Consider the following 24,895-nt stretch of genomic DNA (forward strand, 5'->3'; position numbering starts at 1 on the left):
GGTGCAGGGTTTTCATCCGCGAGGCTCCATTTTTTGCGCGACGAAGCTGACGGCCATGGCCAGATGCTTCTGCACGGAGCTGGTGGAAATCGCCAAATGTTCGGCGGCCTGTTGATAACTCATGCCTTCGAACCGACACAACTGGAACACCTGACGCGTGCGCAGGGGCAGCGCGGCCATCGCCTGCAACAGGCGTTGCATGTCTTGCTGGGCCTGGGCGCGCATGTCCGGGCCGGGCATCGGGTCGACGACGTCGTGAAGGGTTTCTAGGGGGACGCTGTCGGTGCGGGTCTGTTGATGGCTGCGCCGATGGTCAATGACCAGACGGCTGGCCATGGTAAACAGGAACGCCATGGGTTCTTGCAGGCGCTCTTCACTCTCGCGCATGGCCAGGCGGGCAAAACACTCTTGGGTGAGGTCGTCCGCCAGTTCGGGCTGGCGTGTTTTTAATAGCAGAAAACGCCGCAGACGCGGCGCGCACTCGGCATACCATCGCTCCAGTTCGGTGTCAGAGGCCATGGCGCCTGCGCTGCTCGATTTAAATGAGGTTGATATTCTTTATCATTTGCGCAGTTGGAGGCAAGAGGCTATTACGGGTGAGGAGGCTCTTGGGGCAAAAGCCAGATCAAGAGATCGCGAGGCAAGCTCGCTCCTACAGGAGCGGCCGGTGGGTTGGGCGTTGCGTTGGCGGACGCAATCATGAATGATACGGCTTCTCATTTATGACCCTTTCTCGTCCGGGCTTTCCGTTCATGCCTTCGCCCTCCCCTTCAACGTTGCTGGCCAGCTTTCAGGAGCATTACGACGAGCTGTTGTCGTTCCTGACACGGCGCCTGCGTGATCGGCATCGGGCGGCGGATGTCGCACAGGAAACCTGGATCAAACTGGCGAAGATCGACCCTGATACGGTCACGGTGCTGAACGATCGGCACTTTATTTTCAAGGTGGCGGGTAATTTGGCCATTGATGCGCTGCGGGTTGATCAGCGCCAGACCCGCAATCTGAGCGCCGAGCCGCCGTCCATCGACATCGCCGACCCGGGGTTGCCGCCAGAAGGTTTATTGCTGGCCAAAGAGCGCATCGGCATTTTGGATGAGGCCCTGCAACAGCTCTCACCCAATGCCCGCAAAGCGTTGTTGCTGAGCCGTATCGATGGCATGACCCAAGCGCAGATCGCGGCAGAACTGGGCGTGTCGCCGAGTATGGTGGCAAAATACATCGGCCAGGCGTTGCGCCATTGCCGTGACTGGCTCAAACACAACCATGCCTGAGCCCGCCGCAATGCCTTCTACGCCCTCCTCTGACGACCTCGACGATCAAGCCATTGAGTGGCAAACGCTGCTGCATTCCGGCGACGCCAGCGCTGGTCAACGCCTGGCCTACCAACGCTGGCAACACCTCAGCCCTGCCCACCAGACCGCCGCCCGCGAGGCCGAAGCGCTGTGGGCCGATATCGGCCTGACCGCCACTGCCGAGCAACACCGTACGCGCCCGCATCGCCGCGCGTTTCGCTGGGCCAGCGGGCTGGCAGCGGGCTTGGTCATGGCCGTGTTGGGCTACGGCGGCCTGGAGTACGTGCCGCGTTGGTCTGACACTCATCACACCGGGGTCGGTCAGCGCCAGCAATGGCTGTTGAGCGACGGCACGCGGGTGACGCTGAACAGCGCCACGGCGTTGTCCGTGGATTTCACCGCCAGCCAGCGCACCATCACGCTGCGCAAAGGTGAAGCGCTGTTTGAACTGGCGAATGATCCGGCCCGGCCTTTTGTGGTTGAGGCCGGTCAGGACCGGGTGCAGGCCAAGGATGCGACGTTCAGCGTGCGCCGTGACGCCGACCAGACCCGCGTGCTGGTGGCCACCGGCGCGGCGCAGGTTGAGCATCAGGCCCAGACTCTGGAGCTGCGCCCCAATCAGCAAGCGCTGTATCGCGCTGGCCAGCCCGTTGCCGAGCGCCAGCAGGTGGATGCCAATGCGCTGACGGCGTGGCATCGCGGCAAGCTGATTTTCAACCGCAAGCCACTGCAGGAAGTGCTCAGCGAGCTGGAGCGTTACCAGTACGGGCGCATTGTGCTGCCGGACACTGACTTGGGGGCGATGCAGATCAGCGGGGTGTTTGACCTCAATGATCCGCACAATCTGCTGCACACCCTTGAGCAGCGTTACGGCCTCAACATCACCTATTTGCCGTTTGTGGCGTGGGTACACTGAAAATAATTTCACGTGGGCACTGCAAGATCCTGTCGGGCATATCGTCGTACTAAGACCAAGAGCGAATCCGTTCTCATTAGCGATATAAAAACCCAGACAAGGATTAACACCGCAATGGTCCAGCCCATCAAACAGCCGCGCGGCGCACGCCCCACCGAACAACGACTGCGTCAAACGCTGATGGCCACCACGTTGCTGGCAAGCCTGGCGGGCACGTTCCACGCCACTGCGCACGCGGCTCCGGCAGCAGCGCCCAACGCCTCGGTGAGCACCTGCCAGGTCAACGTTGCCGTCCCGGCCCAAGACCTCGACCAGGCGCTGACGCAGTTTGCTGATCAGGCTGACTTGCACCTGTTGTTCACCTCTGCCGAAGTGCCCGGGCTGCACAGCCCTGCGCTGGACGGCCAGATGAGCATTGAACAGGCGCTGCAAACCCTGTTGGCGGGCAGCGGCCTGAACTGGCAGTTCAGCGACGCGCGCACGGTGATTGTGCGCAAGCCGGACACGGCGGCAAAAGGGCTGCAACTCAAGGCGCTGGAAGTCAGTGTGGGCGCGCGCACCAGCACCGCCATCAGTGAAATTCCCGGTACGGTCTGGGTGGTGGATCAGGTGCAACTGCAAGAGCAACTGGACACCGGCGTCACCCTCAAAGAAGCCATTGGCAAGTTGGTGCCGGGCCTGGATCTGGCCCCCGAAGGCCGCAGCAATTATGGCCAGAACATGCGCGGGCGCAACGTTTTGGTGATGATCGACGGTGTTAGCCAGAACAGCTCGCGCGGCCTGTCGCGGCAGTTCGACAGCATCTCGCCGTTTAACGTGGAGCGGGTTGAAGTGTTGTCGGGCGCCAGCGCGTTATACGGCGGCGGCGCCACGGGCGGGATCATCAATATCGTGACCAAAAAAGGCGCCCCCGGCCCGGCCCAGTTTGAAACCGAAGTGTCGGGCACCAGCGGTTTTAACAAGAGCGATGACCTGTCGAGCCGCATTTCGCAATCGGTGAGCGGCGGGACCGATCGGGTGCACGGCCGCCTGGGGATTTCCGGCGAGCAGAACAAAGCGTTTTACGACGGTAAAGGCGACCAGATCTTTATCGACAACACCCAGACTGACTTGCAGTACAACCGCACGCTGGACCTGATGGGCAGCCTGGCGATCAAGCTCGATGACGTGCAAGATCTCGACCTGCTGGCGCAGTATTACGACTCGGGCAACAACGGCAACACCGGGCTTTACTTCCCCAACCTGCACGACAAGGCTCCGTCCAATCTGGAAGATGCCGAGATCCGCAGCGGCTACCACACCGACCTTGAGCCACGCTCCAAGCGCCTGCTGTTCAACGCCAACTATCACCACAGTGACCTGCTGGGCCAAGACTTCTACTTGCAGGGCTCATACCGCAAGGAAGACAACAATTTCTTCCCGTTCCCGTATTACAACGCGGGCAAACCCCAAGGCGTCAACGGCGTTTACTTCGCCGCGTCGCAACAGAATTTTGAAGTCACCAGCCTCAAGGCGCTGTTCGCCAAACAATGGGACAGCGTGAAGCTGACCTATGGCGTGGACCTGGACCGTGAGCGCTTTAACGCCACGCAAAGCGTGTTCAATTCGGCCATTTCTTCCGAGAGCGGCGGGCTGGATCTGGACACCCAAAGCAAAGCCCCGCGTTACCCGAGCTACCGCGTCGACGGCCACTCGGTGTATGCCCAGGCGGACTGGAAGCTCACCGACGCCCTGACCTTGTCCGGTGGCGCACGCCGCCAGCAAATGGATGTGGACGTGGGGGTGTTCAAAGGCATCCCCGGTGGCAGCAACAATTACGCGGTCAACCTGTTTAACTTGGGCGCCATTTATGACTTCAAGAACGGCCACCAGACCTGGATCAACTACAGCGAAGGCTTTGACCTGCCGGACCCGGCCAAGTATTACGGCAAGGCGGGCCTGAGCGTTAAAGACAATCCGCTGGCCGGGATCAAGAGCCGTCAGGTCGAAACCGGCTGGCGTTTTGCCGATGTGGACTGGGACGCGCAGGCAGCGGTGTATTACATCTGGTCTGACAAAGTCATTACCACCGACAGCGCGACACTGACCATTGATGTGGCCGATAAAAAGAGCCGCGACTTTGGTTTCGAAGGTGCGCTGACCCGTCACTTCAACAACGGCTGGGATGCGGGCGGCACATTGCATCTGGTGCGTTCCGAAGAGGAAGACGCCGATGGCGACTGGATGAAGCGCGATGCCCGTTACGCATCGTTGTCCAAATCAACGGCGTTCGTGGGCTGGCATGGGGACGGTCGTAATGTTCGCTTGCAGGGCAACCACGCCTTCACGCTCAAGGACGATTCTGATCACAAAATCAGCGGTTACACCACGTTCGATTTGATGGGCAGCCAAGAGACAGCATTCGGCACTTTCAGCGCCGGTATCCAGAACCTGCTGGACAAGGAATACAGCACGGTCTGGGGCCAGCGTGCCGCGTTGTTCTACTCACCGACTTACGGCCCGGAGTACCTGTATGACTACCAAGGGCGGGGCCGGACGTACACCTTGACCTGGTCGATGGCGTACTGAGTGCAAACAGGCTGCGAAAGGGCCAAGCCCTTCGCAGCCTGTGGCAGCGACTGCGTTTACTGAGGCGCTACACCGCCAAAGCGGGTGCCCATGAGGGTGACGAAGTCTTCGAGGCTCATTTTCTCCCCGTTGAAATTCACCACGCCGGCGGCATAGTTGAGCGACGCCAGGATGTTGTTGCCCTCAACGTTCGCCAGCCCGGTTTGCACCGCCATGACGCCCGCCAGTTCGCTGGTCATGTTGGCGACCTGGGCGATTTGTTTCGGGTCAGTCTGGCCGGCCAATTGCGCCTGAACGCTCGCCAGATCAGCAATCATCGGCTTGGACAGCTGCAGTTTGGCGTCCAGCGAGGTCAGCATTTGCTTGACCACATCGAGCGGCGGTAACTCGAACGAAGCGGGCTGCGCCAGGCTGGTCGCGATGCTCAGCTGGCTCTCGCCATTGGTGGTTTTGATGTTGAGTTTTTCCAGCGCCAGATTCGGCTTGGCCGCCAGCAGCGTGCTGACATCGGCTTGCACTTGGGTGTCTTCGGCCGGGGTCAGTTGCACCTTGGGCAGGGTGCCGTCGGCTTGTGGCTGGAACTTGTTCTGGTAGATCTGCAACAGCGACTGCATCGCTGGAATGTCCAGGTTGCTGGCAGACATGACCATTTCTGCGCTGCCCACGGGCTTGTCGTTGAACGTGACGTCACCCAGGCTGTAGGTCAGGCGCCCGGACATCAGGCGGTCTTTGGCCGAGGCGGAACCGGTGTATTCAAAGTTTTTGACCTTGAGCACAGACTGGGCCGCGCCGGAGGTCAGTTGCGCCTCGCTCAGCTCCAGCACGTTCTGACCCAGGTAGATACCGTAGGTGCTTTTGTTCAGGTCGCTGGCCAGGGTCAGCCCGCTCAGCTCGATCGATACCGGTGGAGTATCGGAAGGCGTGGCCAGGAGCTTGAGGTAGTCCATGTAGCCTTTGGCTTTGAGGTGCTGGGCGCCTTCATCGGTTTGGGCGCTGAGGTTCAGGCCCGAGAAACTGATGCGGGTGTTGTCGTCCAGCGTGAGGTCGAAGGGCAGCAACTCCAGTTGCCCGTCCACCGAACGACCGTAACCCAAAGTGACCTGGCCGATAAGAGGCGCCTGGTCCTTGGTGGCTGCGAACCATTTTTCGGTGAAGGGGGTTTTCTCAAGGGCGTAGTTGCTGACCGCCATGACCGGCGCCCACTTGAAGGTCTTGATGCGCGACCACGGCAACGGGCCGTGCTCGATGTGATCGACAAACAACAGCTCAACCGGCTGTGGATCAGAACCTTCGGCATCATCCTGAAGGGTCAAGCGATAGTGCGCGGTGCTGCTGTAGAGGTGGGTCTCAATGGACACCAGTTCGATGCTGCCGTGAGTCGCGGAGCCGGCCAGTTGAGCGGCCATTTCTTTGTTGGCTTCTTCGATCGAGGTCTTGAGTTCGCCTTCGATCTTGGTGCCGGTGTACCAGGCGCCAGCCGTGTTCAAAACCCCTGCGATTACAACAATGCCGACCAGTACGCCTAATGGTTTGTTCATCAAGTTGACCCGTTCAATGTCCGTTGTGTTGAAGATATGCGGTCTTTACTGAGCCCTTCATGGGCCGAAAAGTGGCAGCAGGTTATCACTCACGGCGAGTCGACGCTGCGTTTCGGTCGCTGCGAATAAGCGCACAGCGTAGACGCTATTGCGCAAAGCTTGCGAGCGTAGCGCCTGAAATAAGCGGCCCCGAGGACAATCGTGCTGGCTTGGCCGATGACTGCGCAGAATTCTCCTACGCAATTAAAAGCACCATCCTAAAGCCAACATGATAATCCTCAGCCGCTCTCCACTGCGTGACAGTGTTGTCAGGGTTTAGCCGCGGCCGGGGCTTGGGCACGGCTGCTTTCCCAGCCGCCACCCAGGGCCAGGAACAGATCGATCTGGCTCATCGCGACTTGGGTGTTGGCCGCCGCTAACTGAGCCCGCACATCGGTGTAGGTGCGTGTGGCTTGCAGGTCTGCGAGGAACGATTCACGCCCGGCGGCAAAGAACTGATGGGTCTGGTCGGCCGCTGTTTTGGCTGAGGCATCCGCTTCGGCCAAGGCATCGCGGCGTTGCAGTGCAGCGGTGTATTGCACAAGGCTGGTCTGGGTTTCGCGGACCGCGTTCAGCACCACGCCATCAAAGCTTGCCAAGGCGCCTTGGGTGGCGGCTTCGGCTTCGCGGATTCGCGCCCGTGAGCCATTGGTGGGGATGGTCCAGCTCAGCAGCGGGCCAAAGCCCCAGCGGTTGGTGGGCGCGGTGCCGAGGTTGTCGACGATCCCGACCGTGCCGATGGAGGCGCCGATGCTGATGTCCGGATACAACGAGCCGGTGGCTACGCCAATTTCGGCGGTTGCGGCGGCCAAGTGGCGCTCAGCCTGGCGCACGTCCGGGCGACGCTTGAGCAGCGCTGCACCGTCACCCACCGGGAGTAGTTGCGCAATGTGCGGCAGCTCATCACAGGTGGCGAGATGGGCAGGCAGTTGGTCCAGCGGTTTGGCCAGCAGCATCGACAAACGGAACAGCCCGGCCTGACGTTGAGCCTCATAGCGCGGCAGTTCAGCGCGCAACGATTTGACTTGGGTTTCAGAACGCGTGACCTGGGTTTCATCACCGCGCCCGGCATCGCGCAGGCGCTGGGTGAGCGCGGTGGTTTGCGCTTGCAGTTTTAACGACTCTTTGGCGATGCCCAGTTCTTCGTTGGCGGCGCAGACCTGCACGTAAGCACGCACCACGTCAGCGACCACGGTGATACGCGCGGTGTCGGCGGCGGCTTGGGTGGCATCGGCGTTGGCCTGTGCCGCCTCAATGCCGCGCTTTAACGTGCCCCACAAATCGAACTGGTACGAGGTGCTGATGCCCAGGTCACCGACGTTGGCCACCGGGACTTTATCCGCCAGCAAAAAGGCTTCACCCGACTCTTGCAGGCGCTGGGCGCCGGCTTTGACCGAGCCACTCCAGCCGCCCGCCGACTCGGCCTGTTCCACCTGGGCACGCGCCCGCGCTAGGTTCGCCGCCGCTACGCGCAGGTTGGTGTTGGAGGCCATGGCCTGACGCACCAATTCATTCAGCGTCGGGTCTTGGTAGAGCTTCCACCAATCCGTGGGCACCGGCGCCGAGACGACGTTGTCGCCCTCGCCCGCCAACGTGCCTTGCAGGTCTGGACGCTGCTGGGCCGCGTCTTTGGGCAGGTGATAATCCGGCCCGACCATCTGGCAGCCGGCCAGCAGCAACCCCAGCCCTAGGGCTGCCAGGCGAACCGCTTTCATTGCGCCTTCTCCTGTGCCGGCTTGGCTTTGGGCGAGTCCGGGATGATGGAAACGGTCGCCGTGCGGCCCGCGATCATGCGGAAGTCTTCAGGCACATCATCAAAGACGATGCGCACCGGAATCCGTTGCGCCAGCCGCACCCAGCTGAAGGCCGGGTTCACGTTGGGCAACAGGTTCTGGCCGCTGGTGCGGTCGCGGTCTTCGATGCCGGCCACGATGCTTTCGACATGGCCACGCAAGCGGGCGTCGTCGCCGATCACGCGGATATCAACGCTTTGGCCCACGTGAATGCCATCGAGTTTGGTTTCTTCGAAATAGCCGTCGATGTGGAAGGAGCTGCTGTCGACAATCGACAACACGGGCCGCCCGGCGGTTACGAATTCGTTAACCCGAGGGGCGCGATCGTTGACGTAGCCATCAACCGGGCTGCGCACCACGGTGCGGTCGAGGTTGAGCTGGGCGCTGTCGACGGCCACTTCGGCCTCGGTGAGCGCGGCTTGGGCGCGCATTTCTCGCGACTGGCTTTCTTCCAGTTGCTCACGCGCAACGAGGTTGCCCAACCCCCGATTACGGCGGTTTTCACGCTGGGCCTGGGCCAGGGTTTCTTTACGGTCAGCCACGGTCGCCTGCGCTTGGCGCAGGGCCAGTTTGAAGCGGTCCTGGTCGATGACGAACAACACTTGGTCGCGCGTCACGGGCTGGTTGTCGCGCACATCGACTTGCTTGATGAGGCCCGACACGTCAGGGGAGATTTGCACCACGTCTGCGCGGATGTGGCCATCGCGCGTCCAGGGAGCAAACATGTAGTACATGGTCATGCGCCAGACCACGACGCAGGCAAACGCCACCACCAACAAAGTGAGAACAACGCGGCCCAAGGTCAATAAAGGTTTTTTCATGTCATCAAATATCGACTAAACGAATCCACAACGCCGAGTAGCAGAGCGTAGAGACCGACGTTGAACAAAGCCCGGTGCCAGACCAGGCGGTAAAAGTGCAGACGCGTAAGAACCGCGTGAACCGCTAAAAACAGCAGGTAGGTGATGCCCATCAATACCAGGAGCGTAGGCAGGAAAACCCCGCTGATATCGATATCTCCGATCATAGCGGCGCTCCATCAATGCCTTGCACGTGTGGGTGCTGCAGGTCGTCGTTATCCACAATGAATTCCACACCCGGCAGCAGGGCCAGACGCAAGCCGCTGAGTGCATGCAGCAGGTGAACGCGTGCATCGCTTTCGTCTTGCAGGGCATTGGCGTTGAGCGCGCGCCGGGTTCGGTCCATGGTCATTTGCAGACCGCTGGGGATAGGTAAACGCTCACCGGCCATCAGGCAGGTGCGGAAATAATCCCCCACGTCGCTGACCACTTGGCGCAACAGCAATTGCGGCCCGCCGGTGACGCGCGGGGCGTAGGCCAGCAGGTCGAGGAGGTTCAGCGCCACACGCAGTTCACGCAGCGCAATGCCGGTGTCTTGCCCGGTCATGGCCAGACGCGGCAGGTGCTGCATCAAGCGGTCGAGCATTTGCGCGCCCATTTGCCGGTGCTCGGCCAAGGTTGCGGGTTTGGTCAACCGCACGATGTCGCGCCAACTGAACCGGGTCAGCCGTTTAGCCGCCAGCTCTGCGCCGAAGGGGCGCGCAATCAAGGTCCAGATGAAGGCAAACAGCAGCCCGATGGGGCCGGCCAGGTTGGCGTTCATGAAGACCTGAAAGTCAGCGTCGTAGGCACCCTGAATGCTGATGAAGGATGCGGTGTTGACGATGGTCAGCAAAGTGCCCAGGTAAAAGCGCGGCTGGACGGTCAGGGTGCCGACGCAAATAAACGGCACGGCAAACGCGAGCACCAGCATGGGGAAGTCATGCAGGTTGGGCAGGATCACGAACAGGTACAGGCTGGCGAACAGCACTGAGAGCGAGGTCCAGAAAAAGAACCGGTAAATCTGCGGGGCCGGGTCGTCCATGGCGGCGAAAAAGCTGCAGGCGACGGCCGCCAAAATGACTGCGCTGGCGCCGTCTGTCCAACCGAGCAGAATCCACAGCACGCAGGCGACGACGATCGCCGTGACGGTGGATAACGCGGAATAGAGCATGAGGCCGCGGTCCAGAAACGGTGTCAGCCGACCCAGCCGCCAGTGCCGGTAAACCGCTCGCCAGACGGTTTGATCACCGGTGGAAATGGCCAGTTGCAGGCTGCGGCAGTCTTGCCACAAGTCGATCCACTCCCCCAGGCGGTAGAGCACGTTGGAGAGCAATAGCTGGCGGCGATCATCCAGGGCTTCGGCGCTGGGTTGCAGGTGTTGCAGCTCGTTGCGCAGCGCTTGCCATTGTTCGACGGGGGCGCCTTCGCTGGTGGTTTCAAGCCAGGTGCGCGCGTGTTGCAACACCGGCGTGACTTTATCGACCAGCTCCGGGGTTCGGCGCTCAAGGGCATAAAGGGCGTCGTCGAGGGCATCCACCACGGGCAGCAGGTGGATCATGCGCCCGCGCAGTTCTTTAGTGTTGCGCACGGTTTGTGGGTGCGCGCCTTCGTGGGGTAACTGACCGATCATCAGCTCCAGGGTGTTGAAGGTCGAGACCATTGAGGCGCGCAGGCCACTGGCTTTACCGGGGTCGACCTCGCGGGACAAAAAGTACTGACTGTAATTGGCGGCATCGGTGAACCACTTGGCCGATGAGTCGATGAACACCGGTGTGAGGCGTCGAGGCCAGAACATGCTGCCCACCACGGCCGCACAAACGATGCCGAGCATGATCTCTTCGGTACGCGAGACGGCGATGTCAAAGACGTTGAGCGGGTTATCCACAATCGGCAAGGCGATCATCGGCATGGTGTAACCCGCCAGCATGAAGACGTAGCTGTTGGCGGTGCGCAGGTGCAATGACAAGAACAGCAGGATGCCCGTCCACAGCGCAATCACCAGCACCAGCAGAAACGGTGTCTGAACAAACAGCGGGACAAAGAACACCGCTGCCGAAGCCCCCAGCAGCGTACCAATGGCGCGGTAGATCGCCTTGGAGCTGGTGGGGCCGACAAAGGGGCTGGAGACGATGTAGACCGTGGCCATCGCCCAGTAAGGACGGGGCATTTCCATGAGCAGGGCGATGTACAGCGCGATCATGGAGGCGGCAAACGTCCGCACGCCGTAGAACCAGTCACGGGCGGGCGGCATGCTGCTGAAAAAGCCGTTCAAGACGCCGCTCCGTCAGGCAGTTGGCCAGCGGCTTCAAAGGCTTTGATGACTCTCAAGGCAGCTTCTTGATCGGCGACTGAAATATCGGCCAATGCTGCACGCCGCAGTTGCACCAACTGGGCTTCAATGGACTGCACCAAGGTTCGACCGACGGGCGTAAGGCTCAGGGTTTTGGCGCGGCGATCGCTGGCGTCTTCGTTGCGCACCACGTAACCGGCCTTGCACATCTGATCGAGCAGGCGCACCAGCGACGGGCTTTCCATGCCAGCCGCCTGGGCCACGGTCACTTGCCGCACGCCCTCGCCCAAGCGGCCGATTATCAGCAGCGGCATGGCGCAGGCTTCGGAGATGCCGAAGTTGACCAGCGTGGTCTGGCAGACGCGACGCCAATGACGGGTCGCAACCACCATACCGGTGCTGATGCTCATTTGGAGTTGATCTAGAGAGTCAGGCAAGAGACATCACATAATGTTAGTTTGCTAACTATTAATACTGCTCGGCCAGATGATCACAGTCAAGTGTTACGAATTAATTCTGCTGACCTGTTGTCTGTTTTGTGAGCAGATCAGCGCCGCAATCAGCCGCGCCGCAACTCAAATATAGTCGAACCTGGGTGTCATCGATGGTCAGATCCTGGGTTTTGTGCCACCCGGACGGAATGGCCGCGAAGTCGTCCGGCTGCACGCTGCTGCTGATCAGCCAGATGCGCCCTGAGGTGGCGGGCAGGTCGGCCAGATGATCGACGTAGATCTTGGCGCCGTCCTCGTTCACCAGCGTCCCGAAACCATAGGCCGTCGGCCGCCCGGACACACCGTCTGGCGTGGGCGGTGTGTAGAGCATGGGTTGGGCTGGGGTTTTGTTGTAGTAAACGTAACTGAAGTACCAGAACAGATCGCTGACGATGATTCGGTCACCGGGCAGGAACTGCTGATTCACGTGCTCAACCAGTTGGTCAAAGTGGTCGGCGTCGCTGCTGAAGTTGCTGCGCAGGCCCACACTTTCAACGCCCATGAACAGCACAAGCACTGCAATCGCTATAACGCGTTTGTGCACAAGCAGGCGGTCGACCGCGATGGCGACGAGCAACGGCAAGCCCAGCGCGGCAAAACTCACGTAGCGCTCGATGAACATGGGCGAGATAAACGACAGAGCGTAAATCGCCAGGATCGGCAGCAAGGTGTAGATCGCAATGAGCGCGTGAAATTTATAAGGGGATGCATCGCGCACAGCGATCCAGATCACGCTTGCAAATAGCGCCAGGGGGGCCAGCCAAAATACCGGCCAAGGCAGGGTATCGCCTTCGTCTTGTGTCAGAAGCTGCCAGACCATGGCCGGTAAAGAGCGCGCATCGACAGGAGGCTCCCAGCCCACATCGCCACCGGCTTTTAGCTCGTGCATGTGTTGCAGCAGATCTACCAGGCCCGGCAGCCAGGGCAGGAACAAGATGACGATGCCGGTGTTGGCCAGCCACCAGGTCGGCCGCTTGATCACGTTGCCCGCTGCACTGTGACGAGTGCTCAGTAGCAGCAGGTACAGCCAGTGCGCCATGACGCAAAAAGCAGCGAAGTAATGGGTGTAGAACGCTGCGGTCATCAGCGCCGCGTAGACGGCCAGATAGCGCGTTTTATCGGGGTTTTTGACCCAGTAGACCAAGGCAATGGTTGCACCGATCAGCCACATGCCCAGCAGCGAATACATACGCACTTCCTGGCTGTAGCGCACGGCTGTCGGCAACAACGCCAACAGGATACCTGCCAGCAACGCAGCCCTTTGGGTCGCGACCAGTCGCACCAGCCACATCCCGAGAAACACCGTGGCGATCCCGGGTAAAACGCTCAGGGCACGGATCGAGGCCAGGCTGTCACCGAACACGCCCATCCAGCCATGCAGAAGCATGAAATACAGCGGTGGATGAACATCGTGTGCGGCATGAAACCAGATGCCGCTGAGCGAGTAGTTGCTCAGCATCAAGCTAGAGCCTTCGTCACACCAGATGGACGAGCTGGTTGAGCCGTAAAATCGTACGGCCGTGGCCACCAGCAAAATGCACCACAGCCACGGCTGCAGAAACAGTCGAGTCAGTGCGTTGCGGGACGGTTCAGGGCGTTGAAACAGTTGCTCGTCGACATCGCTATTACTGAGTACGCCCATGTTTCACCTGATGTGCATTAAGACTACGACTGGAGCCGTATTAACTGTCGCGATTGTAGGGCACAAACCACAGGAAAAGGGGAACCGCCCACACGGAACAGCGCAAGAAAAAACAGTGGAATCCTTTGTAATCTCTTGGCTTAGCGCCGCGTTAGACTAGCGCGCTTACGGTGGGCACATCGTCATCAAAGCCTATTCGTTACAAGGTTTGACAGAAATAGAGTCAGTGCCTAACGTAATTTGGATCCAAATCAACGTGCTGAATGTCCACAGCGGGTAGCGTCAACGTGACCGTCAAAAAGAACTTATTAAGCAGTATTGAAGTACACGGAGCGATTCCAGCGCATCTGGCGCGATCAGTGATTGAAGAGTCGCTGCGCAACGCTATTCTTGATGGCCGCTTGCCCTGCGGGACGGCTATTCGTCAGCAGGCCCTGGCCGCCTTGTTTGGTGTGAGCCGCATGCCGGTTCGTGAAGCCCTGCGCCAACTTGAAGCCCAGGGATTGCTGCAGGTCGTCCAATACAAAGGCGCGGTGGTTGCGCCTTTGATTCAGGATGATTCGCTGGAAACCTATGCGCTGCGGTTTTTACTGGAAGCGCAGGCTTTGCGCTTGTCATTGCCGCTGCTTGACGAAGAGGATTTTAAGGCCGCGTCGGCTTGTATAGATGCGCTTGAGGTCGAAACGGATTTCGGAAAAATCGGCACGCTCAATCGGCTTTTTCACCAAGCGCTTTACGCTAAAGCGCCTAATAAGAAGCTGTTGGCACTGATCGAAACGGGGCTTGTGGAAGAGGAGCGCTTTTTGCGCTTTAACCTCGAGCAGATGGGCTTGGGCAGATTGCCTCAGGACGATCATCGGGCGTTGCTGCATCATGCCCGGGCGAGGGATGTAGAGGCGTGTGTGAATGAACTGGAGCAGCATTTGCAGCGTGGGGTTAATGCGATTATTCGCTATCTCCAGGACCAGAAATCGAAACAGCCCTGACACATTGAATGCCAGGGCTGTGGATAACTTATTGATGGCGGTGGGGCTCAGATTTTGAAGCTGTCGACCAGTTGCTTGAGGCGGCTGGCTTGCTGCGAGAGCGTATCGCAATCTTTGAGGGTTTCGTTAAGGTTCGCCACCCCCTGCTGATTGAGCAGGTTGATGTGGGTGATATCCAGGTTGAGGCTTTCGACCACGGAGGTCTGCTCTTCCGTGGCGGCGGCAACCGACTGGTTCATCCCGTCAATTTCTTCGATGCGCTGAGTCACGCTGATCAAACGGGCACCGGCCTGGTTGGCCACTTCTACGCTGTCTTCGCTGGAAATCTGGCTGGCATTCATGGTGCTTACCGCCTCGCGAGAGCCGATTTGCAGTGAGGTGATCATTTTATGGATCTCTTCTGCCGACTCCTGAGTGCGATGAGCGAGGTTGCGCACCTCATCCGCCACGACGGCAAACCCACGACCCGCCTCCCCCGCACGCGCAGCCTCAATGGCCGCGTTGAGGGCCAGCAAGTTGGTTTGTTGGGAGATCCCTTTGATCACATCGAGTATGTGACCAATGTTGTCGGTGCTGGCGTTGAGAGTTTCGATCTGCGCGCAGGACACGCTGATCTTTTGCGAGAGTTCGGTCATGGCCTGGATGGTCTGCTCGACCACTTTGCGGCCATCATCCGCTTGCTCACTCGCACCGCTGGCATGCTGCGAGGCATCGGCGGCATTGCGTGCGATCTCCTGGGTTGCAGCGCCCAGTTCATTGATGGCAGCGGCAACGCTGTTGGTGCGTGCGCTTTGCTCGTCTGAACCGACGATGGAGGCGTTGGACGAGCTCATCACACGCTCGGACAAATCATGGACCTGGCGAGTGACCGAGGACACTTCAGAGATGGACGCATGAATACGCTCAACGAATTGGTTGAAGGAGCCGGCCAGTTCGCCAAACTCGTCTTTGTTTTCAATCGCCAAACGACGCGTCAGGTCGCCTTCACCTTGCGCGATGTCTTGCATGGCGCGGCCCATGGTCGTCAGCGGACGCATCAGTACACGAATCAGCAGACTCAACAGGAGCGCAATCACTGCCACAGCAATCACCGTTGCGATGAGTGCCGAAGTCCGAAATTTGGTGAGCGACGCGTAGGCTTTATCTTTATCCAGTGACTGACCGATGTACCAGTCTGCAGAAGGCAAACCTGTGACCGGGGTAAACGAGATGATCCGCTCCTGGCCATTGAGCATCACGTCTTGAATGCCTTTCTCAATCTTTAGCGAACTGCTGGGATAAATATCCCGCAGGTTCTTCATCACTTGGTCCTTTTCGGGGCTGACGATGACCTGGCCATCTCCGCTCACCAAGAAGGCGTAACCCAGGCCGCCGGAGTCTACGGAGTTGATGATGTTGACCAAGCTGTCCAGACTTAAATCGCCACCGACCACGCCCAACAACTCACCGTTCTTTTTGACCGGCATGGCGATGGTGACGATTAGACCGCCTACAGCTGCCATGTAGGGCGGCGTAAGCATTGTCTTGTCTGCCAGGACGCCTTGCTTGTACCAAGGCCGTTCACGTGGGTCATAGCCGTCTGGCATCTTGGCGTCAGGGCGCTGTGTAAATACGCCATTGGCCTGACCGATATAAGTGAACTGGAAATTGGAAGTCAGTGCAGGCTGATCGATGAGCCCGGCGAGGTCGGCTTGATCGCCTTGGTGGGCAATGTTTTGGGCAAGGCTCTCTAATACCAGGATGCGACCGCTCAACCAGTTCTGAATGCTGCTCGCGGTCAGGTTGCCGGCTTGCGCCACTGAGGAGTCGATGTCCTGCCTGATGGTGTTGCGCTGCAGATAGTCGTTGTACAAGGCAAACAACGCAAACGCTAAAACGACGACGCCTGAAGCGGCCAGAAGAATTTTATGACTGAACTTAAGATTCATAGCATGGGACTTCTTATGCCGAAAGGATGGATGCCGGTTGAAGCATGCTTGGGGAATCAGGCAGCCGATCAGGCCCAACCGACTTGCTCAACAGGCTGTCGGCATCAGCGGCTGAAAAATTAGCTGTTTGTGGAAGCTATTTGTGTGATCCGACGAACGCGCCGTCGTAGATGTGGGAATGGTCTGAGGAATTATTGGGACGTTTGGGAATTTACGTCGCGCAAAAACAAAACCCCTATCTGCGTGAGCAGACAGGGGTTTCGGAATTCAATCTTGACGATGACCTACTCTCACATGGGGAAACCCCACACTACCATCGGCGATGCATCGTTTCACTGCTGAGTTCGGGATGGGATCAGGTGGTTCCAATGCTCTATGGTCGTCAAGAAATTCTGTGACAGAGCCGTTAGAACTAACGTGTCTGCGAAAACTTGGTACTTCTATAAAAACAAAATCCCCGTCTGCGTGAGCAGACAGGGATTTTGGAATTTAATCTTGACGATGACCTACTCTCACATGGGGAAACCCCACACTACCATCGGCGATGCATCGTTTCACTACTGAGTTCGGGATGGGATCAGGTGGTTCCAATGCTCTATGGTCGTCAAGAAATTCGGTAGCCAGGTCGTTACGTGCGTAACGCTCCAGCGAATGGGTATGTAATAGAGTCGGTGTTTTGTGAGTTGCAAACTTTCGGTTTGTATCGTCTTCACACACCGCAATCTGGTCGCTTTGCTTACAAAGCCTACTCAAATTGCTTGGGTGTTATATGGTCAAGCCTCACGGGCAATTAGTATTGGTTAGCTCAACGCCTCACAGCGCTTACACACCCAACCTATCAACGTCGTAGTCTTCGACGGCCCTTTAGGGAACTCAAGGTTCCAGTGAGATCTCATCTTGAGGCAAGTTTCCCGCTTAGATGCTTTCAGCGGTTATCTTTCCCGAACATAGCTACCCGGCAATGCCACTGGCGTGACAACCGGAACACCAGAGGTTCGTCCACTCCGGTCCTCTCGTACTAGGAGCAGCCCCTCTCAAATCTCAAACGTCCACGGCAGATAGGGACCGAACTGTCTCACGACGTTCTAAACCCAGCTCGCGTACCACTTTAAATGGCGAACAGCCATACCCTTGGGACCGGCTTCAGCCCCAGGATGTGATGAGCCGACATCGAGGTGCCAAACACCGCCGTCGATATGAACTCTTGGGCGGTATCAGCCTGTTATCCCCGGAGTACCTTTTATCCGTTGAGCGATGGCCCTTCCATACAGAACCACCGGATCACTAAGACCTACTTTCGTACCTGCTCGACGTGTCTGTCTCGCAGTCAAGCGCGCTTTTGCCTTTATACTCTACGACCGATTTCCGACCGGTCTGAGCGCACCTTCGTACTCCTCCGTTACTCTTTAGGAGGAGACCGCCCCAGTCAAACTACCCACCATACACTGTCCTCGATCCGGATAACGGACCTGAGTTAGAACCTCAAAGTTGCCAGGGTGGTATTTCAAGGATGGCTCCACGCAAACTGGCGTTCACGCTTCAAAGCCTCCCACCTATCCTACACAAGCAAATTCAAAGTCCAGTGCAAAGCTATAGTAAAGGTTCACGGGGTCTTTCCGTCTAGCCGCGGATACACTGCATCTTCACAGCGATTTCAATTTCACTGAGTCTCGGGTGGAGACAGCGCCGCCATCGTTACGCCATTCGTGCAGGTCGGAACTTACCCGACAAGGAATTTCGCTACCTTAGGACCGTTATAGTTACGGCCGCCGTTTACCGGGGCTTCGATCAAGAGCTTCGCGTTAGCTAACCCCATCAATTAACCTTCCGGCACCGGGCAGGCGTCACACCCTATACGTCCACTTTCGTGTTTGCAGAGTGCTGTGTTTTTAATAAACAGTCGCAGCGGCCTGGTATCTTCGACCGACGTGAGCTTACGCAGTAAATGCTTCACCCTCATCGGCGCACCTTCTCCCGAAGTTACGGTGCCATTTTGCCTAGTTCCTTCACCCGAGTTCTCTCAAGCGCCTTGGTATTCTCTACCCAACCACCTGTGTCGGTTTGGGGTACGGTTCCTGGTTATCTGAAGCTTAGAAGCTTTTCTTGGAAGCATGGCATCAACCACTTCGTTGTCTAAAAGACAACTCGTCATCAGCTCTCGGCCTTAGAATCCCGGATTTACCTAAGATTCCAGCCTACCACCTTAAACTTGGACAACCAACGCCAAGCTGGCCTAGCCTTCTCCGTCCCTCCATCGCAATAACCAGAAGTACAGGAATATTAACCTGTTTTCCATCGACTACGCTTTTCAGCCTCGCCTTAGGGACCGACTAACCCTGCGTCGATTAACGTTGCGCAGGAAACCTTGGTCTTTCGGCGTGGGTGTTTTTCACACCCATTGTCGTTACTCATGTCAGCATTCGCACTTCTGATACCTCCAGCAAGCTTCTCAACTCACCTTCACAGGCTTACAGAACGCTCCTCTACCGCATCACCTAAGTGATACCCGTAGCTTCGGTGTATGGTTTGAGCCCCGTTAAATCTTCCGCGCAGGCCGACTCGACTAGTGAGCTATTACGCTTTCTTTAAAGGGTGGCTGCTTCTAAGCCAACCTCCTAGCTGTCTAAGCCTTCCCACATCGTTTCCCACTTAACCATAACTTTGGGACCTTAGCTGACGGTCTGGGTTGTTTCCCTTTTCACGACGGACGTTAGCACCCGCCGTGTGTCTCCCATGCTCGGCACTTGTAGGTATTCGGAGTTTGCATCGGTTTGGTAAGTCGGGATGACCCCCTAGCCGAAACAGTGCTCTACCCCCTACAGTGATACATGAGGCGCTACCTAAATAGCTTTCGAGGAGAACCAGCTATCTCCGAGCTTGATTAGCCTTTCACTCCGATCCACAGGTCATCCGCTAACTTTTCAACGGTAGTCGGTTCGGTCCTCCAGTTAGTGTTACCCAACCTTCAACCTGCCCATGGATAGATCGCCCGGTTTCGGGTCTATTCCCAGCGACTAGACGCCCTATTAAGACTCGCTTTCGCTACGCCTCCCCTATTCGGTTAAGCTTGCCACTGAAAATAAGTCGCTGACCCATTATACAAAAGGTACGCAGTCACCTAACAAAGTAGGCTCCCACTGCTTGTACGCATACGGTTTCAGGATCTATTTCACTCCCCTCTCCGGGGTTCTTTTCGCCTTTCCCTCACGGTACTAGTTCACTATCGGTCAGTCAGTAGTATTTAGCCTTGGAGGATGGTCCCCCCATATTCAGACAAAGTTTCTCGTGCTCCGTCCTACTCGATTTCACTGCAAAGATGTTTTCGCGTACAGGGCTATCACCCACTATGGCCGCACTTTCCAGAGCGTTCCGCTAACATCAATACAGCTTAAGGGCTGGTCCCCGTTCGCTCGCCACTACTAAGGGAATCTCGGTTGATTTCTTTTCCTCAGGGTACTTAGATGTTTCAGTTCCCCTGGTTCGCTTCTTAAGCCTATGTATTCAGCTTAAGATACCTAACTTATGTTAGGTGGGTTCCCCCATTCAGACATCTCCGGATCAAAGTCTGTTTGCCGACTCCCCGAAGCTTTTCGCAGGCTACCACGTCTTTCATCGCCTCTGACTGCCAAGGCATCCACCGTATGCGCTTCTTCACTTGACCATATAACCCCAAGCAATCTGGTTATACTATGAAGACAACATTCGCCGAAAATTCGCACACTCAATTAAGAGAATCACAAATTTTACCTTAGCCTGAATAAACACCAGTGAAAGTGTCATTCAGTCTATCTTTCTATCACATACCCAAATTTTTAAAGAACGATCTAATCAAAAGATCAGAAATCAACATTCACCATCGCTTGATGGAATGCTCATTTCTAAGCTTTACGATACAGAAGCAGTTTATGGTGGAGCCAAACGGGATCGAACCGTTGACCTCCTGCGTGCAAGGCAGGCGCTCTCCCAGCTGAGCTATGGCCCCATATTTCTACAGGTACTTTCCACACAAAATTGGTGGGTCTGGGCAGATTCGAACTGCCGACCTCACCCTTATCAGGGGTGCGCTCTAACCAACTGAGCTACAGACCCAATTTCGAGCTTGCAACTGTTAGCGTGAGCTATCAGCTTGTAGCTTAAAGCTGCTTCTATCGTCTTCTTCAATGAATCAAGCAATTCGTGTGGGAACTTATGGAGCAGCTGATGTCGTCGATTAAGGAGGTGATCCAGCCGCAGGTTCCCCTACGGCTACCTTGTTACGACTTCACCCCAGTCATGAATCACACCGTGGTAACCGTCCTCCCGAAGGTTAGACTAGCTACTTCTGGTGCAACCCACTCCCATGGTGTGACGGGCGGTGTGTACAAGGCCCGGGAACGTATTCACCGTGACATTCTGATTCACGATTACTAGCGATTCCGACTTCACGCAGTCGAGTTGCAGACTGCGATCCGGACTACGATCGGTTTTATGGGATTAGCTCCACCTCGCGGCTTGGCAACCCTTTGTACCGACCATTGTAGCACGTGTGTAGCCCAGGCCGTAAGGGCCATGATGACTTGACGTCATCCCCACCTTCCTCCGGTTTGTCACCGGCAGTCTCCTTAGAGTGCCCACCATTACGTGCTGGTAACTAAGGACAAGGGTTGCGCTCGTTACGGGACTTAACCCAACATCTCACGACACGAGCTGACGACAGCCATGCAGCACCTGTCTCAATGTTCCCGAAGGCACCAATCTATCTCTAGAAAGTTCATTGGATGTCAAGGCCTGGTAAGGTTCTTCGCGTTGCTTCGAATTAAACCACATGCTCCACCGCTTGTGCGGGCCCCCGTCAATTCATTTGAGTTTTAACCTTGCGGCCGTACTCCCCAGGCGGTCAACTTAATGCGTTAGCTGCGCCACTAAGAGTTCAAGACTCCCAACGGCTAGTTGACATCGTTTACGGCGTGGACTACCAGGGTATCTAATCCTGTTTGCTCCCCACGCTTTCGCACCTCAGTGTCAGTATCAGTCCAGGTAGTCGCCTTCGCCACTGGTGTTCCTTCCTATATCTACGCATTTCACCGCTACACAGGAAATTCCACTACCCTCTACCATACTCTAGCTTGCCAGTTTTGGATGCAGTTCCCAGGTTGAGCCCGGGGATTTCACATTCAACTTAACAAACCACCTACGCGCGCTTTACGCCCAGTAATTCCGATTAACGCTTGCACCCTCTGTATTACCGCGGCTGCTGGCACAGAGTTAGCCGGTGCTTATTCTGTCGGTAACGTCAAAACAGCAAAGTATTAATTTACTGCCCTTCCTCCCAACTTAAAGTGCTTTACAATCCGAAGACCTTCTTCACACACGCGGCATGGCTGGATCAGGCTTTCGCCCATTGTCCAATATTCCCCACTGCTGCCTCCCGTAGGAGTCTGGACCGTGTCTCAGTTCCAGTGTGACTGATCATCCTCTCAGACCAGTTACGGATCGTAGCCTTGGTGAGCCATTACCTCACCAACTAGCTAATCCGACCTAGGCTCATCTGATAGCGCAAGGCCCGAAGGTCCCCTGCTTTCTCCCGTAGGACGTATGCGGTATTAGCGTCCGTTTCCGAACGTTATCCCCCACTACCAGGCAGATTCCTAGGTATTACTCACCCGTCCGCCGCTCTCAAGAGAAGCAAGCTTCTCTCTACCGCTCGACTTGCATGTGTTAGGCCTGCCGCCAGCGTTCAATCTGAGCCATGATCAAACTCTTCAGTTCAAACATCTTTGGGTTTTTAAGAAACCCTAAACTTGGCTCAGCAATCGTTGGTTACATCTTTGATTTCTCGCGGAGCAACTTGTGATGCTGATAATCTTTTTGACTATCAGTCTGACTCCACAAGCACCCACACGAATTGCTTGATTCAGTTGTTAAAGAGCGGTTGGTTAAGCTTTCGCTCAACCGAGGCGCGCATTCTACAGCAGCCTCTGTTGCTGTCAAGCGGTTATTTTGAGATGTTTTCAAAGTTTCCTCTGTAACATCAACCACTTGCGCTTTCGATCTCTCGTTAGCGGGAGGCGAATTCTACAGCGTTACACGCTGCTGTCAACACCTCATTTCCTGCTACTTTCAATCGACTTGCTAACCAGGTCATTGACCTAACTAGCAGTACAGCTTTTTACAAAGCTTGTACTTATACAAAAACAAAATCCCCGTCTGCGCGAGCAGACAGGGATTTTGGAATTTAATCTTGACGATGACCTACTCTCACATGGGGAAACCCCACACTACCATCGGCGATGCATCGTTTCACTACTGAGTTCGGGATGGGATCAGGTGGTTCCAATGCTCTATGGTCGTCAAGAAATTCGGTAGCCAGGTCGTTACTTACGTAACGCTCCAGCGAATGGGTATGTAATAGAGTCGGTGTTTTGTGAGTTGCAAACTTTCGGTTTGTATCGTCTTCACACACCGCAATCTGGTCGCTTTGCTTACAAAGCCTACTCAAATTGCTTGGGTGTTATATGGTCAAGCCTCACGGGCAATTAGTATTGGTTAGCTCAACGCCTCACAGCGCTTACACACCCAACCTATCAACGTCGTAGTCTTCGACGGCCCTTTAGGGAACTCAAGGTTCCAGTGAGATCTCATCTTGAGGCAAGTTTCCCGCTTAGATGCTTTCAGCGGTTATCTTTCCCGAACATAGCTACCCGGCAATGCCACTGGCGTGACAACCGGAACACCAGAGGTTCGTCCACTCCGGTCCTCTCGTACTAGGAGCAGCCCCTCTCAAATCTCAAACGTCCACGGCAGATAGGGACCGAACTGTCTCACGACGTTCTAAACCCAGCTCGCGTACCACTTTAAATGGCGAACAGCCATACCCTTGGGACCGGCTTCAGCCCCAGGATGTGATGAGCCGACATCGAGGTGCCAAACACCGCCGTCGATATGAACTCTTGGGCGGTATCAGCCTGTTATCCCCGGAGTACCTTTTATCCGTTGAGCGATGGCCCTTCCATACAGAACCACCGGATCACTAAGACCTACTTTCGTACCTGCTCGACGTGTCTGTCTCGCAGTCAAGCGCGCTTTTGCCTTTATACTCTACGACCGATTTCCGACCGGTCTGAGCGCACCTTCGTACTCCTCCGTTACTCTTTAGGAGGAGACCGCCCCAGTCAAACTACCCACCATACACTGTCCTCGATCCGGATAACGGACCTGAGTTAGAACCTCAAAGTTGCCAGGGTGGTATTTCAAGGATGGCTCCACGCAAACTGGCGTTCACGCTTCAAAGCCTCCCACCTATCCTACACAAGCAAATTCAAAGTCCAGTGCAAAGCTATAGTAAAGGTTCACGGGGTCTTTCCGTCTAGCCGCGGATACACTGCATCTTCACAGCGATTTCAATTTCACTGAGTCTCGGGTGGAGACAGCGCCGCCATCGTTACGCCATTCGTGCAGGTCGGAACTTACCCGACAAGGAATTTCGCTACCTTAGGACCGTTATAGTTACGGCCGCCGTTTACCGGGGCTTCGATCAAGAGCTTCGCGTTAGCTAACCCCATCAATTAACCTTCCGGCACCGGGCAGGCGTCACACCCTATACGTCCACTTTCGTGTTTGCAGAGTGCTGTGTTTTTAATAAACAGTCGCAGCGGCCTGGTATCTTCGACCGACGTGAGCTTACGCAGTAAATGCTTCACCCTCATCGGCGCACCTTCTCCCGAAGTTACGGTGCCATTTTGCCTAGTTCCTTCACCCGAGTTCTCTCAAGCGCCTTGGTATTCTCTACCCAACCACCTGTGTCGGTTTGGGGTACGGTTCCTGGTTATCTGAAGCTTAGAAGCTTTTCTTGGAAGCATGGCATCAACCACTTCGTTGTCTAAAAGACAACTCGTCATCAGCTCTCGGCCTTAGAATCCCGGATTTACCTAAGATTCCAGCCTACCACCTTAAACTTGGACAACCAACGCCAAGCTGGCCTAGCCTTCTCCGTCCCTCCATCGCAATAACCAGAAGTACAGGAATATTAACCTGTTTTCCATCGACTACGCTTTTCAGCCTCGCCTTAGGGACCGACTAACCCTGCGTCGATTAACGTTGCGCAGGAAACCTTGGTCTTTCGGCGTGGGTGTTTTTCACACCCATTGTCGTTACTCATGTCAGCATTCGCACTTCTGATACCTCCAGCAAGCTTCTCAACTCACCTTCACAGGCTTACAGAACGCTCCTCTACCGCATCACCTAAGTGATACCCGTAGCTTCGGTGTATGGTTTGAGCCCCGTTAAATCTTCCGCGCAGGCCGACTCGACTAGTGAGCTATTACGCTTTCTTTAAAGGGTGGCTGCTTCTAAGCCAACCTCCTAGCTGTCTAAGCCTTCCCACATCGTTTCCCACTTAACCATAACTTTGGGACCTTAGCTGACGGTCTGGGTTGTTTCCCTTTTCACGACGGACGTTAGCACCCGCCGTGTGTCTCCCATGCTCGGCACTTGTAGGTATTCGGAGTTTGCATCGGTTTGGTAAGTCGGGATGACCCCCTAGCCGAAACAGTGCTCTACCCCCTACAGTGATACATGAGGCGCTACCTAAA

13 protein-coding genes, 2 tRNA genes, 6 rRNA genes and 1 pseudogene (1 of these 22 cut by a window edge) are annotated in these 24,895 nt (G+C 56.5%); 4 read left to right on the plus strand and 18 right to left on the minus strand.

What is annotated here, in order from left to right; genetic code table 11:
* Positions 1–12: 12 nt before the first annotated feature.
* The gene (locus tag ACJJU9_RS24380; protein WP_331368036.1) at positions 13–519 is read right to left on the minus strand and encodes an RNA polymerase sigma factor; all 507 of its coding nucleotides are present in this window, start codon (positions 517–519) and stop codon (positions 13–15) included.
* Between the two features lie 203 nt (positions 520–722).
* On the opposite strand from ACJJU9_RS24380, the gene ACJJU9_RS24385 reads away from it, so the two are divergent.
* The 3 genes from ACJJU9_RS24385 (at position 723) to ACJJU9_RS24395 (ending at position 4,776) form a co-directional block, all read left to right on the plus strand.
* On the plus strand, positions 723–1,271 hold the full coding sequence (locus ACJJU9_RS24385) for an RNA polymerase sigma factor (protein ID WP_407729724.1): 549 nt from the start codon (positions 723–725) through the stop codon (positions 1,269–1,271).
* 10 nt (positions 1,272–1,281) lie between these two features.
* Positions 1,282–2,208, plus strand: coding sequence for a FecR family protein (locus ACJJU9_RS24390; RefSeq protein WP_407729725.1), 927 nt, complete (start codon positions 1,282–1,284; stop codon positions 2,206–2,208).
* 114 nt (positions 2,209–2,322) lie between these two features.
* Positions 2,323–4,776: a TonB-dependent receptor gene (locus ACJJU9_RS24395; RefSeq protein ID WP_407729726.1), complete on the plus strand. Its 2,454-nt coding sequence runs from the start codon at positions 2,323–2,325 to the stop codon at positions 4,774–4,776.
* A gap of 56 nt (positions 4,777–4,832) precedes the next feature.
* Here the strand turns inward: ACJJU9_RS24395 and ACJJU9_RS24400 are convergent, their stop codons facing one another.
* From ACJJU9_RS24400 to ACJJU9_RS24430, 7 genes are all read right to left on the minus strand, one after another.
* Positions 4,833–6,314: a YdgA family protein gene (locus tag ACJJU9_RS24400; RefSeq protein ID WP_407729727.1), complete on the minus strand. Its 1,482-nt coding sequence runs from the start codon at positions 6,312–6,314 to the stop codon at positions 4,833–4,835.
* Positions 6,315–6,622: 308 nt separating this feature from the next.
* The gene (locus tag ACJJU9_RS24405) at positions 6,623–8,068 is read right to left on the minus strand and encodes an efflux transporter outer membrane subunit (RefSeq protein ID WP_123750938.1); all 1,446 of its coding nucleotides are present in this window, start codon (positions 8,066–8,068) and stop codon (positions 6,623–6,625) included.
* Positions 8,065–8,967, minus strand: a complete 903-nt coding sequence (locus ACJJU9_RS24410; protein WP_048390953.1) for an HlyD family secretion protein — start codon at positions 8,965–8,967, stop codon at positions 8,065–8,067. The genes ACJJU9_RS24405 and ACJJU9_RS24410 overlap by 4 nt, the downstream gene beginning before the upstream one ends.
* Complete coding sequence (locus ACJJU9_RS24415; RefSeq protein WP_048366939.1) at positions 8,964–9,173, minus strand: DUF1656 domain-containing protein; 210 nt, start codon at positions 9,171–9,173, stop codon at positions 8,964–8,966. The genes ACJJU9_RS24410 and ACJJU9_RS24415 overlap by 4 nt, the downstream gene beginning before the upstream one ends.
* Positions 9,170–11,260, minus strand: a complete 2,091-nt coding sequence (locus tag ACJJU9_RS24420; protein WP_153326104.1) for an FUSC family protein — start codon at positions 11,258–11,260, stop codon at positions 9,170–9,172. Before ACJJU9_RS24420 ends, ACJJU9_RS24415 begins: the two co-directional genes overlap by 4 nt.
* Complete coding sequence (locus ACJJU9_RS24425) at positions 11,257–11,688, minus strand: MarR family winged helix-turn-helix transcriptional regulator (protein WP_048366941.1); 432 nt, start codon at positions 11,686–11,688, stop codon at positions 11,257–11,259. Before ACJJU9_RS24425 ends, ACJJU9_RS24420 begins: the two co-directional genes overlap by 4 nt.
* Positions 11,689–11,788: 100 nt before the next feature.
* On the minus strand, positions 11,789–13,411 hold the full coding sequence (locus ACJJU9_RS24430; protein WP_407729728.1) for a glycosyltransferase family 39 protein: 1,623 nt from the start codon (positions 13,409–13,411) through the stop codon (positions 11,789–11,791).
* Between the two features lie 287 nt (positions 13,412–13,698).
* Here ACJJU9_RS24430 and ACJJU9_RS24435 point away from each other — a divergent pair, with 287 nt between their 5' ends.
* On the plus strand, positions 13,699–14,397 hold the full coding sequence (locus ACJJU9_RS24435; protein WP_048390987.1) for a GntR family transcriptional regulator: 699 nt from the start codon (positions 13,699–13,701) through the stop codon (positions 14,395–14,397).
* A gap of 47 nt (positions 14,398–14,444) precedes the next feature.
* On the opposite strand, the gene ACJJU9_RS24440 is transcribed toward ACJJU9_RS24435, so the two are convergent.
* The 10 genes and pseudogenes from ACJJU9_RS24440 to ACJJU9_RS24485 form a co-directional block, all read right to left on the minus strand.
* Entirely contained in the window at positions 14,445–15,230 is a 786-nt protein-coding gene (locus ACJJU9_RS24440) for a methyl-accepting chemotaxis protein (RefSeq protein ID WP_407731033.1), read from the minus strand.
* A gap of 69 nt (positions 15,231–15,299) precedes the next feature.
* Positions 15,300–16,325, minus strand: a pseudogene (locus ACJJU9_RS24445) (cache domain-containing protein); the annotation flags it as partial.
* A gap of 271 nt (positions 16,326–16,596) precedes the next feature.
* Positions 16,597–16,712: ribosomal RNA gene (gene rrf / locus ACJJU9_RS24450) — 5S ribosomal RNA — on the minus strand.
* A gap of 106 nt (positions 16,713–16,818) precedes the next feature.
* Positions 16,819–16,934 (minus strand): 5S ribosomal RNA (rrf, locus tag ACJJU9_RS24455).
* Between the two features lie 160 nt (positions 16,935–17,094).
* A 23S ribosomal RNA gene (locus ACJJU9_RS24460) occupies positions 17,095–19,986 on the minus strand.
* Positions 19,987–20,231: 245 nt separating this feature from the next.
* Positions 20,232–20,307, minus strand: a tRNA-Ala gene (locus ACJJU9_RS24465).
* Between the two features lie 30 nt (positions 20,308–20,337).
* Positions 20,338–20,414 (minus strand) — tRNA-Ile (locus ACJJU9_RS24470).
* A gap of 122 nt (positions 20,415–20,536) precedes the next feature.
* A 16S ribosomal RNA gene (locus tag ACJJU9_RS24475) occupies positions 20,537–22,073 on the minus strand.
* A gap of 470 nt (positions 22,074–22,543) precedes the next feature.
* A 5S ribosomal RNA gene (gene rrf / locus ACJJU9_RS24480) occupies positions 22,544–22,659 on the minus strand.
* A gap of 160 nt (positions 22,660–22,819) precedes the next feature.
* Positions 22,820–24,895 (minus strand): 23S ribosomal RNA (locus tag ACJJU9_RS24485); it runs 816 nt beyond the window's last position.
* Together the 16S, 23S and 5S rRNA genes with 2 tRNA genes alongside form the textbook arrangement of a ribosomal RNA operon.

Origin of the sequence: Pseudomonas helleri (genome assembly GCF_045830615.1) — a bacterium.
Classification (GTDB): Bacteria; Pseudomonadota; Gammaproteobacteria; order Pseudomonadales; family Pseudomonadaceae; genus Aquipseudomonas; species Aquipseudomonas helleri.